The 14655-nt window shown below is 45.1% G+C and carries 25 protein-coding genes; all 25 read right to left on the reverse strand.

The features are described 5' to 3' along the window. Positions 1-553: 553 nt before the first annotated feature. Positions 554-1024, reverse strand: coding sequence for a 50S ribosomal protein L15 (rplO, locus tag H3299_RS06870; protein WP_182419513.1), 471 nt, complete (start codon positions 1022-1024; stop codon positions 554-556). Between the two features lie 21 nt (positions 1025-1045). Then, positions 1046-1252: a 50S ribosomal protein L30 gene (gene rpmD / locus H3299_RS06875; protein WP_182419514.1), complete on the reverse strand. Its 207-nt coding sequence runs from the start codon at positions 1250-1252 to the stop codon at positions 1046-1048. Positions 1253-1285: 33 nt separating this feature from the next. Further along, positions 1286-1831 carry a 30S ribosomal protein S5 gene (gene rpsE, locus H3299_RS06880; RefSeq protein ID WP_182419515.1) on the reverse strand — a complete coding sequence of 182 codons (546 nt, stop codon included), beginning with the start codon at positions 1829-1831 and terminating at the stop codon, positions 1286-1288. A 157-nt stretch (positions 1832-1988) separates the two neighbouring features. After that, complete coding sequence (gene rplR, locus H3299_RS06885) at positions 1989-2351, reverse strand: 50S ribosomal protein L18 (RefSeq protein WP_182419516.1); 363 nt, start codon at positions 2349-2351, stop codon at positions 1989-1991. A gap of 12 nt (positions 2352-2363) precedes the next feature. Beyond that, on the reverse strand, positions 2364-2897 hold the full coding sequence (rplF, locus tag H3299_RS06890; protein WP_182419517.1) for a 50S ribosomal protein L6: 534 nt from the start codon (positions 2895-2897) through the stop codon (positions 2364-2366). A gap of 39 nt (positions 2898-2936) precedes the next feature. After that, positions 2937-3335 (reverse strand): 30S ribosomal protein S8, encoded by a 399-nt coding sequence (rpsH, locus tag H3299_RS06895; RefSeq protein ID WP_182419518.1) that lies wholly within the window; start codon positions 3333-3335, stop codon positions 2937-2939. A 14-nt stretch (positions 3336-3349) separates the two neighbouring features. Then, positions 3350-3655 (reverse strand): 30S ribosomal protein S14, encoded by a 306-nt coding sequence (gene rpsN, locus H3299_RS06900; protein ID WP_182419519.1) that lies wholly within the window; start codon positions 3653-3655, stop codon positions 3350-3352. Between the two features lie 24 nt (positions 3656-3679). After that, a complete protein-coding gene (gene rplE, locus H3299_RS06905) occupies positions 3680-4237 on the reverse strand; it encodes a 50S ribosomal protein L5 (RefSeq protein WP_182419520.1) in 558 nt (185 codons plus the stop codon). After that, complete coding sequence (gene rplX / locus H3299_RS06910; RefSeq protein ID WP_182419521.1) at positions 4230-4544, reverse strand: 50S ribosomal protein L24; 315 nt, start codon at positions 4542-4544, stop codon at positions 4230-4232. Before rplX ends, rplE begins: the two co-directional genes overlap by 8 nt. Positions 4545-4556: 12 nt before the next feature. Beyond that, positions 4557-4925, reverse strand: a complete 369-nt coding sequence (rplN, locus tag H3299_RS06915; protein ID WP_182419522.1) for a 50S ribosomal protein L14 — start codon at positions 4923-4925, stop codon at positions 4557-4559. 150 nt (positions 4926-5075) lie between these two features. After that, positions 5076-5318: a 30S ribosomal protein S17 gene (gene rpsQ / locus H3299_RS06920; RefSeq protein ID WP_182419523.1), complete on the reverse strand. Its 243-nt coding sequence runs from the start codon at positions 5316-5318 to the stop codon at positions 5076-5078. 10 nt (positions 5319-5328) lie between these two features. Next, entirely contained in the window at positions 5329-5529 is a 201-nt protein-coding gene (rpmC, locus tag H3299_RS06925; RefSeq protein WP_182419524.1) for a 50S ribosomal protein L29, read from the reverse strand. 11 nt (positions 5530-5540) lie between these two features. After that, positions 5541-5954, reverse strand: a complete 414-nt coding sequence (gene rplP, locus H3299_RS06930) for a 50S ribosomal protein L16 (protein ID WP_182419525.1) — start codon at positions 5952-5954, stop codon at positions 5541-5543. A gap of 36 nt (positions 5955-5990) precedes the next feature. Continuing rightward, positions 5991-6701: a 30S ribosomal protein S3 gene (gene rpsC / locus H3299_RS06935; protein WP_182419526.1), complete on the reverse strand. Its 711-nt coding sequence runs from the start codon at positions 6699-6701 to the stop codon at positions 5991-5993. After that, positions 6701-7090: a 50S ribosomal protein L22 gene (rplV, locus tag H3299_RS06940; protein ID WP_182419527.1), complete on the reverse strand. Its 390-nt coding sequence runs from the start codon at positions 7088-7090 to the stop codon at positions 6701-6703. The genes rpsC and rplV overlap by 1 nt, the downstream gene beginning before the upstream one ends. A 2-nt stretch (positions 7091-7092) precedes the next feature. Next, positions 7093-7371, reverse strand: coding sequence for a 30S ribosomal protein S19 (gene rpsS, locus H3299_RS06945; RefSeq protein ID WP_182419528.1), 279 nt, complete (start codon positions 7369-7371; stop codon positions 7093-7095). A 15-nt stretch (positions 7372-7386) separates the two neighbouring features. Next, positions 7387-8220, reverse strand: coding sequence for a 50S ribosomal protein L2 (rplB, locus tag H3299_RS06950; protein WP_182419529.1), 834 nt, complete (start codon positions 8218-8220; stop codon positions 7387-7389). Between the two features lie 20 nt (positions 8221-8240). Next, positions 8241-8534 (reverse strand): 50S ribosomal protein L23, encoded by a 294-nt coding sequence (locus H3299_RS06955; RefSeq protein WP_182419530.1) that lies wholly within the window; start codon positions 8532-8534, stop codon positions 8241-8243. Beyond that, positions 8531-9151: a 50S ribosomal protein L4 gene (gene rplD / locus H3299_RS06960; protein ID WP_182419531.1), complete on the reverse strand. Its 621-nt coding sequence runs from the start codon at positions 9149-9151 to the stop codon at positions 8531-8533. The genes H3299_RS06955 and rplD overlap by 4 nt, the downstream gene beginning before the upstream one ends. After that, positions 9151-9876 carry a 50S ribosomal protein L3 gene (rplC, locus tag H3299_RS06965; RefSeq protein ID WP_182419532.1) on the reverse strand — a complete coding sequence of 242 codons (726 nt, stop codon included), beginning with the start codon at positions 9874-9876 and terminating at the stop codon, positions 9151-9153. The genes rplD and rplC overlap by 1 nt, the downstream gene beginning before the upstream one ends. Before the next feature lie 25 nt (positions 9877-9901). Beyond that, positions 9902-10210 carry a 30S ribosomal protein S10 gene (rpsJ, locus tag H3299_RS06970; protein WP_002964363.1) on the reverse strand — a complete coding sequence of 103 codons (309 nt, stop codon included), beginning with the start codon at positions 10208-10210 and terminating at the stop codon, positions 9902-9904. A gap of 64 nt (positions 10211-10274) precedes the next feature. Next, positions 10275-11450, reverse strand: a complete 1176-nt coding sequence (tuf, locus tag H3299_RS06975; RefSeq protein WP_182419000.1) for an elongation factor Tu — start codon at positions 11448-11450, stop codon at positions 10275-10277. 57 nt (positions 11451-11507) lie between these two features. Continuing rightward, positions 11508-13595: an elongation factor G gene (fusA, locus tag H3299_RS06980; protein ID WP_182419533.1), complete on the reverse strand. Its 2088-nt coding sequence runs from the start codon at positions 13593-13595 to the stop codon at positions 11508-11510. A gap of 29 nt (positions 13596-13624) precedes the next feature. Then, positions 13625-14095, reverse strand: a complete 471-nt coding sequence (gene rpsG, locus H3299_RS06985; protein ID WP_182419534.1) for a 30S ribosomal protein S7 — start codon at positions 14093-14095, stop codon at positions 13625-13627. Positions 14096-14113: 18 nt separating this feature from the next. Further along, on the reverse strand, positions 14114-14485 hold the full coding sequence (gene rpsL / locus H3299_RS06990; protein WP_182419535.1) for a 30S ribosomal protein S12: 372 nt from the start codon (positions 14483-14485) through the stop codon (positions 14114-14116). Positions 14486-14655: the final 170 nt, after the last annotated feature.

The following is a 14655-nucleotide window of genomic DNA, read 5'->3' on the forward strand; positions in this document are numbered from 1 at the left end:
TCAAAAAGTATAAGCCTTTTTCACATAGTTAAAAAGCAAAAAATCTTGTAAGTCTGATCAAACTGCGATGATAACTTTTTGTTGCAAATCCGCCAAAATTAAATTCTACACCCCTAATTTCATTTAAGTGAATTTATAATATTTTCGGCGAAGATAGATCAACAATCTTAGACGTTAGATAAAATCAATGACAATGGGTTTTACTGATAAACAAAGTAAAAATTATTTTCCAAGCACATACCAGATATACGGCAGAAAAGTTTCAGAGACCGAGTTTAAATAATTTAGGTTTTGTAAAATTTCTTTGATTTAAAATATTATCAATTATTACCGGCGGTAAACCGCTCGGCAACAACATAAATAAAAGAACACATCTATCCAAACTAGAAAAAGTACGGATTTAATGACTATAAATAGTTTAAGCGTTATTCTAATAAATTCTATTAATCACTGCCTAAACTTAGTAATCTAAAAGAACGACTTTATAGCGCTAACGATAACGAAAAAAGCCGGGAGAAAAACACCCGGCTTTCAAAAATTATATTTATAAAGTTTACTCAGCAACTGCTGATAATAGCTTAACGGAACCGCCAGCCTTTTCAACTTTTTCAATAGCGGATTTAGAAGCACCAGCAATTTCAAAAGCAACTTTGCCAGTCAATTCACCATCAGCAACAAGACGAACACCGTCTTTAACGCGGCGAAGAACACCGGCAGCTTTTAAAGCTTCTACAGTTACAGCTTGCTTGCCATCAAGTTTGCCTGCATCAATCGCAGTTTGAACGCGACCAAGTGAAACAACATTGAAGTCTTTAGCAAAAATATTATTAAAACCGCGCTTTGGTAAACGACGGTAAATAGGCATCTGACCGCCTTCAAAACCATTGATCGCTACACCTGAGCGCGACTTTTGACCTTTAACACCGCGTCCAGCTGTTTTACCAGAACCAGAACCGATACCACGGCCAAGGCGCTTACGGGCTTTAGTCGCGCCATCTACGTCGCGTAATTCATTAAGTTTCATAACTATCTCCTGCCCTTGTTATCAAGCCTCATCCACTACGCGGACGAGATGTTGAACCTTGGCAATCATACCACGTACTGCAGGGGTATCCTGCAATGTACGACGACGGTGCATTTTATTAAGACCAAGACCAATCAACGTTGCACGTTGTTCAGCCGGACGGCGGATTGGGCTACCAGTTTGTTCAACCGTTACCGTCTTGCCGTTCTGAGATTTTTTCTCAGCCATTGTACTATTCCTTTTTATCAAGCCGTAAGGCTATTATTCTTCTGTACCAACAAGACTTTGGCGACGTGCTTGCAAAGTCGAATACTTAACGCCGCGCTGCGCAGCTACATCCTTAGGATGCATCTGGCGCTTCAAAGCATCAAATGTCGCACGAACCATGTTGTATGGATTTGAAGAACCAAGCGACTTAGCAACAACGTCTTGCATGCCAAGTGTTTCAAACACTGCACGCATTGGACCACCTGCAATGATACCAGTACCAGCTGATGCACTGCGCAACAATACTTTACCTGCGCCATGACGACCTTCAACATCGTGATGAAGGGTACGACCTGAGCGAAGTGGAACAAAAATCATTTCACGCTTTGCAGCTTCTGTTGCTTTGCGAATTGCTTCAGGTACTTCGCGAGCTTTACCATGGCCAAAGCCTACGCGGCCCTTTTGATCGCCAACAACAACAAGCGCGGCAAAACCAAAACGACGACCACCTTTAACAACTTTAGCAACACGATTAATGTGAACGAGCTTATCAACAAACTCGCTATCACGTTCTTCGCGATTACGTTCTTTCTGTGCCATTCCTAATTCCTTTTTCTTTTCCGGAAGCACTATACAAACCTTGTAATTTAACAAGGAACTAAAATCACACTGTAAGCTTTATAAGTGGGAAATCCCAATAAGCTAACAATATGAACAAATCTAAGGCGCCTAGCAAAAAGCAAGGCGCCTCGAATTATTAGAAGCTTAAACCACCTTCGCGGGCAGCTTCAGCAAGAGCCTTAATACGACCATGATAAATATAAGCACCACGATCAAAGACAACTTCCTTAACACCAGCTTTTGCAGCACGTTCAGCAATCAATTTGCCTACTGCACTCGCTGCGCTGCAATCTGCACCACCTTTGATAGTGCCTTTTAAGTCACCATCAAGTGTAGATGCCGCAGCAACTGTATGTCCGCGCACATCATCAATGATCTGCGCATAAATATTCTGATTCGAGCGATGCACACTCAACCGTAAGCGGCCATTAGCGACCAATTTAATCTGACGGCGAATGCGATAAGCACGACGCTGTAGAACTTCTTTACGCGAAGCCATAACGCAGATTCCTTATTTCTTCTTGCCTTCTTTACGGACGATACGCTCACCAGCATATTTGATGCCTTTACCTTTATAAGGTTCTGGACCGCGATATTCACGGATCTCAGCAGCAACTTGTCCAACCTTTTGTTTATCAATACCAACAACAACAATTTCCGTTGGCTTAGGAACGCTCACCGTAATATCGGCGGGCACTTCATAAACAACTTCATGGCTGAAGCCGAGAGAAAGCTGAAGGTTTTTGCCCTGCATAGCAGCACGATAACCAACACCATTTATTTCTAGCTTCTTTTCGAAGCCGTCCTTAACACCCTGCAAGATATTTACAAGCATTGTGCGGGACATACCCCATTTTGATCGGGCATCCTTGGACGCATCACGCGGTGTTACAGTTAAAGCATTATCTTCAAGCTTAACTAGAACTTCGTCGTTAACAACAAATGATAATTCGCCTTTAGCGCCTTTTGCTTTAACAACTTGTCCATCGACCGTCGCGGTTACACCAGCAGGAACCTGAACGGGTTTTTTTCCAATACGAGACATTGTTCAACCTGTCTTTCCTGGGTTAAAGCTAATACCACATCAGAAGATGCGGCAAAGAAGCTCTCCACCTACATTCTGTTCACGAGCTTCATGATCGGCCATCACACCTTTTGGCGTTGAAAGGATATTAATACCCAATCCATTTGCCACATGAGGAATAGACTTAACCGAAACATAAACGCGGCGACCTGGTCTTGATACGCGTGAAATTTCACGAATCACAGGCATACCTTCGTAATACTTCAATTCGATTTCGATTTCAGATTTACCGTTATCAAAATCGCTTTGGGTATAACCACGAATGTAACCTTCTGACTGAAGAACATCAAGAACGCGAGCGCGAAGCCTTGAAGCAGGAGTTACAACTTTCGTTTTACGGCGGCCGATCGCATTGCGAATGCGTGTCAACATATCACCGAGAGGATCTGATACAGACATATCTTATCTCCTTCTTACCAGCTAGACTTGACAATACCTGGCACTAAACCAAGTGAGCCAAGTTCACGCAATGCGATACGTGACATTTGCAATTTACGATAATAAGCGCGTGGACGACCTGTCACTTCACAACGATTGCGAACACGAACTTTCGCTGAATTGCGTGGAAGCTCTGCAAGCTGAATAGTCGCTTTAAAACGCTCATCAAGCGAAACAGACTGATCCATAACAACAGCTTTAAGCTTTGCACGACGATCAGCGTATTGCTTAGCCATCTTCTGACGACGCTTATTTTTCTCTACGGCACTAACTTTGGCCATTTCTATACCTCGCTACGCTTGCCGTTACGACCGGAATGGGAAGTTGAATGCGCGTAACAACTCACGTGCTTCATCATCCGTATTAGCCGTCGTACAAACGATAATATCCATGCCCCAAATTTGATCTACTTTATCGTAGTTGATCTCTGGGAACACAATGTGCTCCTTGATACCCATAGCGAAGTTGCCACGACCATCAAAGCTTTTCGGATTGAGACCACGAAAGTCGCGAACACGCGGCAATGCGATAGTCACAAGACGATCTAGGAATTCAAACATGCGATCTTTACGCAAAGTAACCTTTGCACCTAAAGGCATATCTTCACGAACCTTAAAGGTCGCAATAGAATTGCGAGCACGTGTAACAACAGCGCGCTGACCAGCAATGAGAGTTAGATCTTCAGCAGCAATACCAGGCTTTTTAGAATCGCCAGTAGCCTCACCGACACCCATATTCAAGACAACCTTGTCTATGCGTGGAATCTGCATTTCATTTGCATATTTGAATTTTTCGAGAAGCTCCTTACGGATCTCTTCACGATATTGCTTTTTCAAGCGCGGTTCAATTTTAGTATCAGCCATCGATCAGATCTCCAGAACGCTTAGCAACACGGACTTTACGACCATCAGCTTCCACACGGAAACCAACACGAGTAGGCTTACCGTCACTTGGATCAGCAATAGCGATATTCGACAAATTAATCGGCGCTTCCTTAGAAACAATACCGGCTTCCTGAGTCTGCGTCTGACGCTGATGACGCTTCACCATATTAATACCGCGAACAAGCGCCGTATTTTCCTTAGGGCTTACTTTGATAACTTCGCCACTTTGACCTTTATCTTTTCCGGTCAAAACTACGACTTTATCCCCTTTACGAATTTTCTGCATTTGTACCGCTCCTTAAAGCACTTCGGGAGCAAGCGAAATGATTTTCATATGGTTCTTCGCGCGAAGTTCGCGTGGAACCGGTCCGAAAATACGCGTACCGATTGGCTCTTTTTTGTTATCAATGATAACAGCAGCATTTTTATCAAAACGAATAACGCTGCCATCGGCGCGACGAATATCCTTAGCGGTACGAACCACTACTGCCTTCATCACGTCACCTTTTTTAACGCGGCCGCGCGGAATAGCTTCCTTAATAGAAACGACAATAATGTCGCCCACAGAAGCATATCTCCGCTTCGAACCGCCCAGCACCTTGATGCACATGACACGACGGGCACCGGAATTGTCCGCAACGTCGAGGTTTGTTTGCATCTGAATCATGACTGGCCGCCTTCTTTTATGTTGTAGTCCCGGACGCCATACAGCATCCTGACTAGCCTGTCAAACCACGATTTAAACATTTTCATGAATAAGCGAAAAAAGGTTGCGTATAACGCACCCTTTTTACACTTCTCACAATAAATGCGCTAATTATTTTGTTGCGCTGCTGTTAACAACGACCCAACATTTATCTTTTGAAATTGGCGCTGATTCTTGAATTGAAACAAAATCACCAATTTTGTACTGATTGTTTTCATCATGCGCTTTATACTTCTTAGACTGACGAATAGTCTTTTGAAGAAGCGGATGAGAATAACGGCGTTCGACCTTGACTACAATAGTCTTGTCGCTCTTGTCGCTAACGACAACGCCCTGCAGAATGCGTTTCGGCATGATCTATTCCTTATGCCTTGCTATCGGCCGCCTTCTGGCGGGCAATTGTTTTAATACGCGCGATGTCACGGCGAACCTCTTTCACGCGCGCGGTCTTTTCTAACTGGCCTACTGCTTTTTGAAAGCGCAGGTTAAACTGCTCTTTCTTAAGCGAAGCCAATTCTTGATTAAGCTGGTCGAGCGTCTTGGCCCGAAAATCAGCGGCTGTCATCGCAAAACCCTTTACTCAGCAATACGCTGGATGAAACGTGTCTTAATTGGAAGCTTTGCAGCTCCCAAACGAAGAGCTTCACGTGCGATTTCTTCAGATACGCCATCAAGCTCAAACATGATACGACCAGGGGCAACGCGAGCTGCCCAATAGTCTACACTACCTTTACCTTTACCCATACGAACTTCGGTTGGCTTAGAAGTAACCGGAAGATCTGGGAAAATACGGATCCATACGCGACCAGCACGCTTCATATGACGCGTGATGGCACGACGGGCGGCTTCAATCTGACGCGCAGTTACGCGCTCAGGCTCAACTGCCTTCAGACCGAAAGCACCAAAATTCAATTCCGTTCCGCCTTTTGAATTGCCGTGAATACGACCTTTAAACTGCTTACGGAACTTTGTGCGCTTGGGCTGCAACATTGTTCTTTACTCCAAAAATCTCTGTTTTACCGTCAATCAAGCGTTGTCGCGACGACGGTTCGACGGAGCACCTTGACTATCGCTTTCAAGAGCGCGGCGTTCAGAAGCCATTGGGTCATGTTCAAGAATTTCGCCCTTGAATACCCAAACTTTAACACCACAAATACCATAAGCGGTTTCGGCTTCAGCTGTACCATAATCGATATCTGCACGCAATGTATGCAAAGGCACACGACCTTCACGATACCATTCCATACGAGCGATTTCAGCACCACCTAAACGACCGGAACAGTTGATACGAATACCTTCTGCACCCAAACGCATAGCTGACTGAACAGCACGCTTCATAGCACGACGAAATGCAACGCGGCGTTCTAACTGCTGAGCAATTGATTGAGCGATCAAAGTCGCATCAACTTCTGGCTTACGAACTTCAACGATATTCAATGACGCATCAGCGTTAGTCATATCGCTTAACTTACGGCGAAAACGCTCAATATCTGCGCCTTTTTTACCGATAATTAAACCAGGACGTGCAGCATGAATGGTTACGCGGCATTTTTTATGAGGACGTTCAATAACAATCTTGGCAATACCAGCTGTTTTGAGCTCATTCATCAAATACTTACGGATAGCTAGATCTTCATGCAATAGTTTACCATACTCACCAGTATTTGCAAACCAACGTGAATTCCATGTGCGATTGATACCGAGACGAAGCCCGATGGGGTTAATCTTCTGACCCATTATGCGGCCTCCCCTGTTGCAGCGACTTCACGCACCACAATGGTAAGATGCGAGTATGGCTTTTCTACACGGCTTGCACGACCGCGACCGCGAACGTGAAAGCGCTTCATTACGATTGACTTACCTACATGTGCTTCAGCGACAATCAACGAATCTACATCAAGATCATGATTGTTTTCTGCATTTGCAATAGCAGACTCAAGAGTCTTTTTTACAGTTGCAGCGATACGCTTACGCGAGAAGGTCAAATCCGCCAGTGCCGTATTGACGTTTTTTCCGCGGATCATGGCAGCAACCAAATTTAACTTTTGGGGACTGACACGGATTGTACGAGTAACTGCTTTAGCCTCGTTATCTTTGAGCTGGCGCGGAGCCTTGGCTTTGCCCATTCTTATTTCCTCTTCGCTTTTTTGTCCGCACCATGACCATAATAGGTCCGGGTCGGAGCGAATTCGCCGAATTTTTGTCCGACCATTTCCTCGGATACGGAAACAGGAACGTGCTTGTTACCGTTATATACACCAAAGGTCAAGCCCACAAATTGCGGCAAAATAGTGGAGCGACGGCTCCACATTTTGATAACTTCATTACGACCACTCGCGCGTACCTTCTCAGCTTTCTTGAGAAGATAGCCATCGACAAACGGTCCTTTCCAAACTGAACGAGCCACTTTAGACTACCTCTCTTATTTCTTACGCTGATGACGTGAGCGCATGATAAACTTATCAGTCGCTTTATTCGAACGCGTACGTTTACCTTTTGTTGGCTTACCCCAAGGTGAAACTGGATGACGGCCACCAGAAGTACGACCTTCACCACCACCGTGTGGATGGTCAACAGGGTTCATAGCAACACCGCGTACATGAGGACGCTTACCGCGCCAACGTGAACGACCAGCCTTACCATCATTGATATTACCATGATCGGCATTAGATACTGCGCCAACTGTTGCAAAACAGCTACCTGAAACCAAGCGTTGTTCACCTGAATTCAAACGCAAAATAGCCATGCCTTGATCGCGACCAACGAGCTGGGCGTAAGTACCAGCAGAACGGGCAATTTGACCGCCCTTGCCTGGCTTCATTTCCACATTGTGGATAATTGTACCAACTGGCATCGCGCTAAGTGGCATTGCATTACCAGGCTTTACGTCAACGCTAGCGCCGGCAATAACCTGATCTCCAACAGCTAAACGCTGTGGTGCAATGATGTAGCTTAACTCACCATCCTGATAACGGATAAGTGCGATAAAGGCTGTACGATTAGGATCATATTCTAAACGCTCAACTGTTGCTGGAACTTCGCGCTTTAAACGCTTAAAGTCCACAAAACGATATGTACGCTTATGACCACCACCTTGGAAACGAACGGTTACCCGTCCAGTATTATTACGACCGCCTTTAGAGGAAAGACCTTGGGTCAAAGCCTTCACAGGCTTTCCCTTATAAAGACCTGACCGGTCAACAATAACAAGCTGACGCTGGCCTGGCGTGGTCGGATTGAAATGCTTAAGTGCCATTATTCCTACTCCACGGCCTCTTATAGACCGGTCGATACGTCAATTGTCTGACCTTCAGCCAATGTGACAATCGCTTTTTTGACATCGCTCTGGCGCCCGACAATGCCACGGAACCGCTTAACCTTACCCTTACGGACAAGAGTATTAACAGCTACTACTTTAACGCCAAATAGCGCTTCAATTGCAGCCTTAATTTCTGGTTTCGTAGCCTTAGGGGCAACGTTGAATACAACCTGATTATTTTCTGAAATCAGGTTGGACTTCTCGGTAATAACCGGACTGACGATCACGTCATAGTGTCTAAGATCCGTCATTTAAACCGCTCCTCAAGGGCTTCAACTGCAGCCTTGGAAAGAACAAGCTTACCACGACGCAGAATGTCATAAACATTAATGCCCTGAACCGGCAACACATCAACATTAGGAATGTTAGATGCAGCGCGGCTGAAATTAACATCGATTTCAGATCCACCGATGAGCAAAGCGTTTTGAAGACCTAAATTTGCAAATAAGCCGGTCAAAACTTTAGTCTTTGCATCTTTAACTGCAAGCTCGTCAATAATGATAAGATCATTATTTTTTGCCTTAGCCGAAAGAGCATGTTTCAAACCAAGCGCACGAACCTTTTTAGGAAGATCATGAGCATGAGAACGCATAACTGGGCCATGCGCTTTACCACCGCCACGAAACTGTGGAGCACGAGCGGAATGGTGACGAGCGCGACCTGTACCTTTTTGTTTGTACATTTTCGCGCCAGTACGGGAAACATCAGCGCGGGTTTGCGCTTGATGAGTACCTTGTTGACGACGAGCAAGCTGCCAACGAACAACACGCTGAAGAAGATCTTCGCGTGGCTCAAGACCGAATACTAAATCCGATACATTGAGCTTGCCGGCTTCGCTGCCCTCAAGTGTAGTAATATTGAGATCCATTATTCGGCTCCCTCAGCTGCGGGTGCGGCAACTTCAGCTGCTGCGTTACCTGACTGGCGTAGAGCTGCAGGCTTTGGTGCATTAGCAGGAAGAGCATGCTTTACGGCATCACGAACAAGAATCCATGCGCCCTTTGAACCAGGAACTGCACCACGAACAAGAATAAGTCCGCGAGCAAGATCTGTAGACACAACTTCAATATTCTGAGTGGTGATACGTGTCTGGCCCATATGACCAGCCATTTTCTTACCCTTAAAAACTTTACCCGGATCTTGACGCTGACCAGTAGAACCATGTGCACGGTGGGTGATGGAGTTACCATGCGATGCACGATGACCACCAAAATTGTGGCGCTTCATAACACCAGCAAAACCCTTACCGATCGAGGTACCGGTTACGTCAACTTTTTGACCCGGAACGAAATGTTCTGCAGTAATTTCCGCACCAACATCCAGAAGGTTTTCTGGAGTTACGCGGAACTCTGCCAATTTTGCTTTAGGTTCAACCGAAGCTTTGGCAAAATGACCACGCAATGGCTGCGTTGTATTTTTAACCTTAGCAAGGCCTACACCTAATTGGACAGCGGTATAGCCGTTTTTATCGACTGTACGCTGTGCGATAACCTGACAATTCTCCATACGAAGAACAGTAACAGGTACATGCTCACCTGCATCATTATAAATGCGGGTCATGCCCAGCTTTTGTGCAATTACACCTGAACGCATTGGATTTAATCCTTCCGTCCCAAGCTTAAAGCTTGATCTCGACATCAACACCAGCAGAAAGATCGAGCTTCATAAGAGCATCAACTGTCTGTGGAGTTGGGTCAACAATATCAAGAAGACGCTTATGGGTGCGCATTTCAAACTGCTCACGGCTCTTCTTATCGATGTGTGGCGACCGGTTAACCGTGAATTTCTCGATCCGTGTTGGAAGAGGAATAGGTCCACGTACATTGGCGCCGGTACGCTTGGCTGTCGAGACGATCTCTCGTGTCGACGCGTCAAGGATCCGATGATCAAACGCCTTAAGGCGAATGCGGATGTTCTGACCGTTCATTATTATAGTTCCTTGTTATGCGGAACACTTCACAAGGAAGTGTTCCTCAACGAAATTTTGCCAATTATTCAATGATTTTCGCTACAACGCCCGCACCAACGGTACGACCACCTTCACGAATAGCGAAGCGGAGCTTCTCTTCCATTGCGATTGGAACGATCAAAGCTACATTCACAGAAATATTATCACCAGGCATAACCATTTCTGTACCTTCAGGAAGCGTAACAATACCTGTCACGTCTGTCGTACGGAAATAGAACTGAGGACGATAATTTGTGAAGAATGGAGTATGGCGACCGCCTTCTTCCTTCGTCAAGATGTAAGCCTCAGCTTGGAATTTTGTATGAGGTGTTACTGAACCTGGCTTTGCCAAGATCTGACCACGCTCGATACCTTCACGATCAACACCGCGAAGCAACGCACCAATGTTATCGCCAGCCAAACCTTGATCAAGAAGCTTGCGGAACATTTCAACGCCAGTAACAGTGGTTTTTGAAGTTGGACGAATACCAATGATTTCAACTTCTTCACCAACCTTAACAATACCACGCTCAACACGGCCAGTTACAACAGTACCACGACCTGAAATTGAGAACACGTCTTCAATTGGCATCAAGAAAGGCTGATCGATTGGACGCTCTGGAGTTGGAATATAAGCATCAACTTCGCTCATGAGAAGACGGATTGCATCTTCACCAATGGTCTTATTGCTGTCTTCAAGTGCTGCAAGAGCTGAACCCTTAACGATAGGAATTTCATCGCCTGGGAAATCATATTTTGAAAGAAGCTCACGAACTTCCAATTCAACGAGCTCAAGAAGCTCTTCATCATCAACCTGATCAACCTTATTAAGGAAAACCACGATTGCAGGAACACCAACCTGACGAGCAAGAAGAATGTGCTCGCGGGTCTGTGGCATTGGACCATCTGCTGCAGAAACAACAAGAATAGCACCATCCATCTGAGCCGCACCGGTGATCATGTTCTTAACATAGTCAGCGTGGCCTGGGCAGTCAACGTGAGCATAGTGACGATTTTCTGTCTCATACTCTACGTGTGCAGTTGAAATGGTGATACCGCGTGCCTTTTCTTCAGGTGCAGCATCAATCTGGTCATAAGCGCGAAACTCACCAAAATACTTGGTGATCGCAGCCGTCAAACTGGTTTTACCATGGTCAACGTGACCAATTGTGCCGATATTAACATGCGGCTTATTACGTTCAAATTTGCTCTTAGCCATTTGAGCTCTCCGTATAATGCCCTAAGGCAATGTTTAAAACTGTAACGCAATCAGCGATTACGCATATTTCTTTTGAATTTCCTGAGCGACAGCTGCAGGAACAGGCTCGTAATGATCGAACTGCATAGTATATTGTGCACGACCCTGACTCATTGAACGGAGTGAATTAACATAACCGAACATATTTGCCAATGGCACATTTGCATTAACAACTGTTGCAATACCACGAGCTTCAGTACCTGAAATCTGACCACGACGGGAATTCAGATCGCCGATAACATCACCAACGTAATCCTCGGGAGTTACAACTTCTACCTTCATGATTGGTTCAAGAAGCTGAGCACCTGTTTTCTGCGCACCCTCGCGGAATGCTGCACGAGCAGCAATTTCGAAGGCAAGAACAGAAGAGTCAACATCGTGATAAGCACCATCAATGAGTGTTGCTTTAACACCAAGCATAGGGAAGCCAGCAAGCGGACCTGCACCCATGACGCTATCAATACCTTTTTGAACACCAGGAATATATTCCTTAGGAACAGCACCACCAACGATCTTTGATTCGAAGATGAAGTCGTCACCATCATGAGGTTCAAAAATAATCTTAACGCGAGCAAACTGACCAGAACCACCAGACTGTTTTTTATGAGTATAGTCAATTTCAGCTGCACGAGTGATTGTTTCACGATATGCAACCTGCGGTTGACCAATATTTGCTTCAACTTTAAACTCGCGACGCATACGGTCAACAAGAATATCAAGATGAAGTTCACCCATACCAGCGATGATTGTTTGACCTGATTCTTCATCCGACTTAACGCGGAATGATGGATCTTCAGCTGCAAGACGATTAAGTGCAAGACCCATCTTTTCTTGGTCAGCCTTAGTTTTAGGCTCAATTGCAATTTCAATAACTGGCTCTGGGAATTCCATACGTTCAAGAATAACAGGCTTCAATGGATCACAAAGAGTGTCACCAGTTGTTGTTTCCTTAAGACCAGCCAAAGATACGATATCACCAGCATAGGCTTCTTCGATATCTTCACGAGAATTGGAGTGCATTTGCAACATACGGCCAATACGCTCACGTTTACCTTTAACGGTATTCTCAAGAGAAACACCCTTGGTCAACTTACCGGAATAAATGCGGCAGAAAGTCAAAGAGCCAACGAATGGATCATTCATGATTTTGAAAGCAAGCATAGAAAGCGGAGCTTCATCTGAAGATTCACGAGTTGTTTCAGTTTCAGTCTTAGGATCAATACCCTTAATCGCAGGAACATCAAGCGGTGAAGGAAGAAAATCAACAACACCATCAAGAAGTGGTTGCACACCCTTATTTTTAAAGGCGGAACCACAGAAAACAGGATGGAATTCAACAGCACAGGTACCACGACGAATAAGCGAACGAAGCTCGTCATTTGTAGGCATCTTGCCTTCAAGATAGGCTTCCATTGCAGCTTCATCAACTTCAACAGCAGCTTCAATCAATGCTTCACGATATTCAACAGCACGATCTTTAAGATCATCAGGAATCTCAACCACATCCCAAGCAGCACCAAGCTGTTCGTTCTGCCAAATAAGAGCCTTCATTTCAATAAGATCAACAACGCCTGCAAATTCACTCTCAGCACCAACAGGCAACTGCATAACAACAGCCTTTGCACCAAGACGAGTCTTTACCATATCTACCGAACGATAGAAATCTGCACCGATCTTATCCATCTTATTAACAAAGATCATGCGAGGAACATTGTACTTTTCAGCCTGACGCCAAACAGTTTCAGTCTGCGGCTCAACACCAGCATTCGCATCAAGAAGAGCAATAGCACCATCTAGAACACGCAATGAGCGCTCAACTTCAATGGTAAAGTCAACGTGACCTGGCGTATCAATGATATTAAAGCGACGCTTCTTACCATCACGACCTTCCCAGAAAGTAGTTGTAGCAGCAGAAGTAATGGTAATACCACGCTCTTGCTCTTGCTCCATCCAATCCATGGTCGCAGCACCATCGTGCACTTCACCAATTTTGTGCGACTTACCGGTATAGTACAAAATGCGCTCAGTGGTAGTTGTCTTACCAGCATCAATATGCGCCATAATACCAAAATTACGATAGTCTTCAATTTTAAATTCGCGGGCCATTTTCTTTGCCTTTGATTAGAAATGCCGAATTACCAGCGATAATGGGAGAATGCACGGTTAGCTTCAGCCATACGATGCGTATCTTCACGCTTCTTAACAGCCGAACCACGATTATTGGAAGCATCCAACAATTCACCCGAAAGACGATCAATCATTGTTGTCTCATTACGCGAGCGTGCCGCATTGATAAGCCAACGAATTGCCAAAGCCTGACGACGATCTGGACGAACATCAACAGGAACCTGATATGTTGCTCCACCAACACGGCGTGAACGAACCTCAACATGAGGAGAAACATTTTCAAGCGCCTGATGAAACAAAGCAACAGGCTCTGATTTTGCCTTAGCTTCAATAGCATCCAAAGCGCCATAAACGATACGCTCTGCCACAGATTTCTTACCGTCAAACATAACGGCATTCATGAATTTTGTAATAACCAAATCACCAAACTTTGGATCTGGATTAATTTCGCGCTTTTCAGCTTTATGACGACGGGACATATTATCGGTCTCTCAATCTTACTTCGGACGCTTCGCGCCATACTTGGAACGGCGCTGCTTACGATTCTTAACACCCTGCGTATCAAGAACACCACGAATGATGTGATAACGCACACCCGGAAGATCCTTAACACGACCCCCACGAATCATCACAACAGAGTGCTCCTGAAGATTATGCCCCTCACCAGGGATATAACCGATAACCTCAAATCCATTCGTTAGACGCACCTTAGCAACCTTACGAAGAGCCGAGTTAGGCTTCTTTGGGGTCGTTGTATAAACACGTGTACAAACGCCACGCTTTTGCGGATTGGCCTGCAAAGCAGGAACCTTATTACGCTTCACCGACGCTACACGCGGCTTGCGGATCAACTGGTTTACGGTAGGCATTGAACCTTCCTCTACTAAAAACTCTTCAAATAACCCAAAAGGGCTGCTTCACACATGCAAAAAAACCGGACAGAACCACAAAAGTAGCTTGCCCGACAAAAACAGAGGAAGCCAAAGGCCTCATGCAATGCATGCACATATACAAATTATGTAAAACCAACCCTGTTTGA

This window comes from Bartonella sp. HY038, assembly GCF_014117425.1.
In the GTDB taxonomy this organism is placed as follows: Bacteria; Pseudomonadota; Alphaproteobacteria; order Rhizobiales; family Rhizobiaceae; genus HY038.

Bases quoted from the DNA above. Each gene is read 5' to 3' on its own strand.
- rplO (WP_182419513.1), bottom strand. From the start codon at position 1,024: ATGAAACTTAATGAATTACGCGACGTAGATGGCGCGACTAAAGCCCGT.
- rpmD (WP_182419514.1), bottom strand. From the start codon at position 1,252: ATGGCTGAGAAAAAATCTCAGAACGGCAAGACGGTAACGGTTGAACAA.
- rpsE (WP_182419515.1), bottom strand. From the start codon at position 1,831: ATGGCACAGAAAGAACGTAATCGCGAAGAACGTGATAGCGAGTTTGTT.
- rplR (WP_182419516.1), bottom strand. From the start codon at position 2,351: ATGGCTTCGCGTAAAGAAGTTCTACAGCGTCGTGCTTATCGCATTCGC.
- rplF (WP_182419517.1), bottom strand. From the start codon at position 2,897: ATGTCTCGTATTGGAAAAAAACCCGTTCAGGTTCCTGCTGGTGTAACC.
- rpsH (WP_182419518.1), bottom strand. From the start codon at position 3,335: ATGTCTGTATCAGATCCTCTCGGTGATATGTTGACACGCATTCGCAAT.
- rpsN (WP_182419519.1), bottom strand. From the start codon at position 3,655: ATGGCCAAAGTTAGTGCCGTAGAGAAAAATAAGCGTCGTCAGAAGATG.
- rplE (WP_182419520.1), bottom strand. From the start codon at position 4,237: ATGGCTGATACTAAAATTGAACCGCGCTTGAAAAAGCAATATCGTGAA.
- rplX (WP_182419521.1), bottom strand. From the start codon at position 4,544: ATGCAGAAAATTCGTAAAGGGGATAAAGTCGTAGTTTTGACCGGAAAA.
- rplN (WP_182419522.1), bottom strand. From the start codon at position 4,925: ATGATTCAGATGCAAACAAACCTCGACGTTGCGGACAATTCCGGTGCC.
- rpsQ (WP_182419523.1), bottom strand. From the start codon at position 5,318: ATGCCGAAACGCATTCTGCAGGGCGTTGTCGTTAGCGACAAGAGCGAC.
- rpmC (WP_182419524.1), bottom strand. From the start codon at position 5,529: ATGACAGCCGCTGATTTTCGGGCCAAGACGCTCGACCAGCTTAATCAA.
- rplP (WP_182419525.1), bottom strand. From the start codon at position 5,954: ATGTTGCAGCCCAAGCGCACAAAGTTCCGTAAGCAGTTTAAAGGTCGT.
- rpsC (WP_182419526.1), bottom strand. From the start codon at position 6,701: ATGGGTCAGAAGATTAACCCCATCGGGCTTCGTCTCGGTATCAATCGC.
- rplV (WP_182419527.1), bottom strand. From the start codon at position 7,090: ATGGGCAAAGCCAAGGCTCCGCGCCAGCTCAAAGATAACGAGGCTAAA.
- rplB (WP_182419529.1), bottom strand. From the start codon at position 8,220: ATGGCACTTAAGCATTTCAATCCGACCACGCCAGGCCAGCGTCAGCTT.
- H3299_RS06955 (WP_182419530.1), bottom strand. From the start codon at position 8,534: ATGACGGATCTTAGACACTATGACGTGATCGTCAGTCCGGTTATTACC.
- rplD (WP_182419531.1), bottom strand. From the start codon at position 9,151: ATGGATCTCAATATTACTACACTTGAGGGCAGCGAAGCCGGCAAGCTC.
- rplC (WP_182419532.1), bottom strand. From the start codon at position 9,876: ATGCGTTCAGGTGTAATTGCACAAAAGCTGGGCATGACCCGCATTTAT.
- rpsJ (WP_002964363.1), bottom strand. From the start codon at position 10,210: ATGAACGGTCAGAACATCCGCATTCGCCTTAAGGCGTTTGATCATCGG.
- tuf (WP_182419000.1), bottom strand. From the start codon at position 11,450: ATGGCTAAGAGCAAATTTGAACGTAATAAGCCGCATGTTAATATCGGC.
- fusA (WP_182419533.1), bottom strand. From the start codon at position 13,595: ATGGCCCGCGAATTTAAAATTGAAGACTATCGTAATTTTGGTATTATG.
- rpsG (WP_182419534.1), bottom strand. From the start codon at position 14,095: ATGTCCCGTCGTCATAAAGCTGAAAAGCGCGAAATTAATCCAGATCCA.
- rpsL (WP_182419535.1), bottom strand. From the start codon at position 14,485: ATGCCTACCGTAAACCAGTTGATCCGCAAGCCGCGTGTAGCGTCGGTG.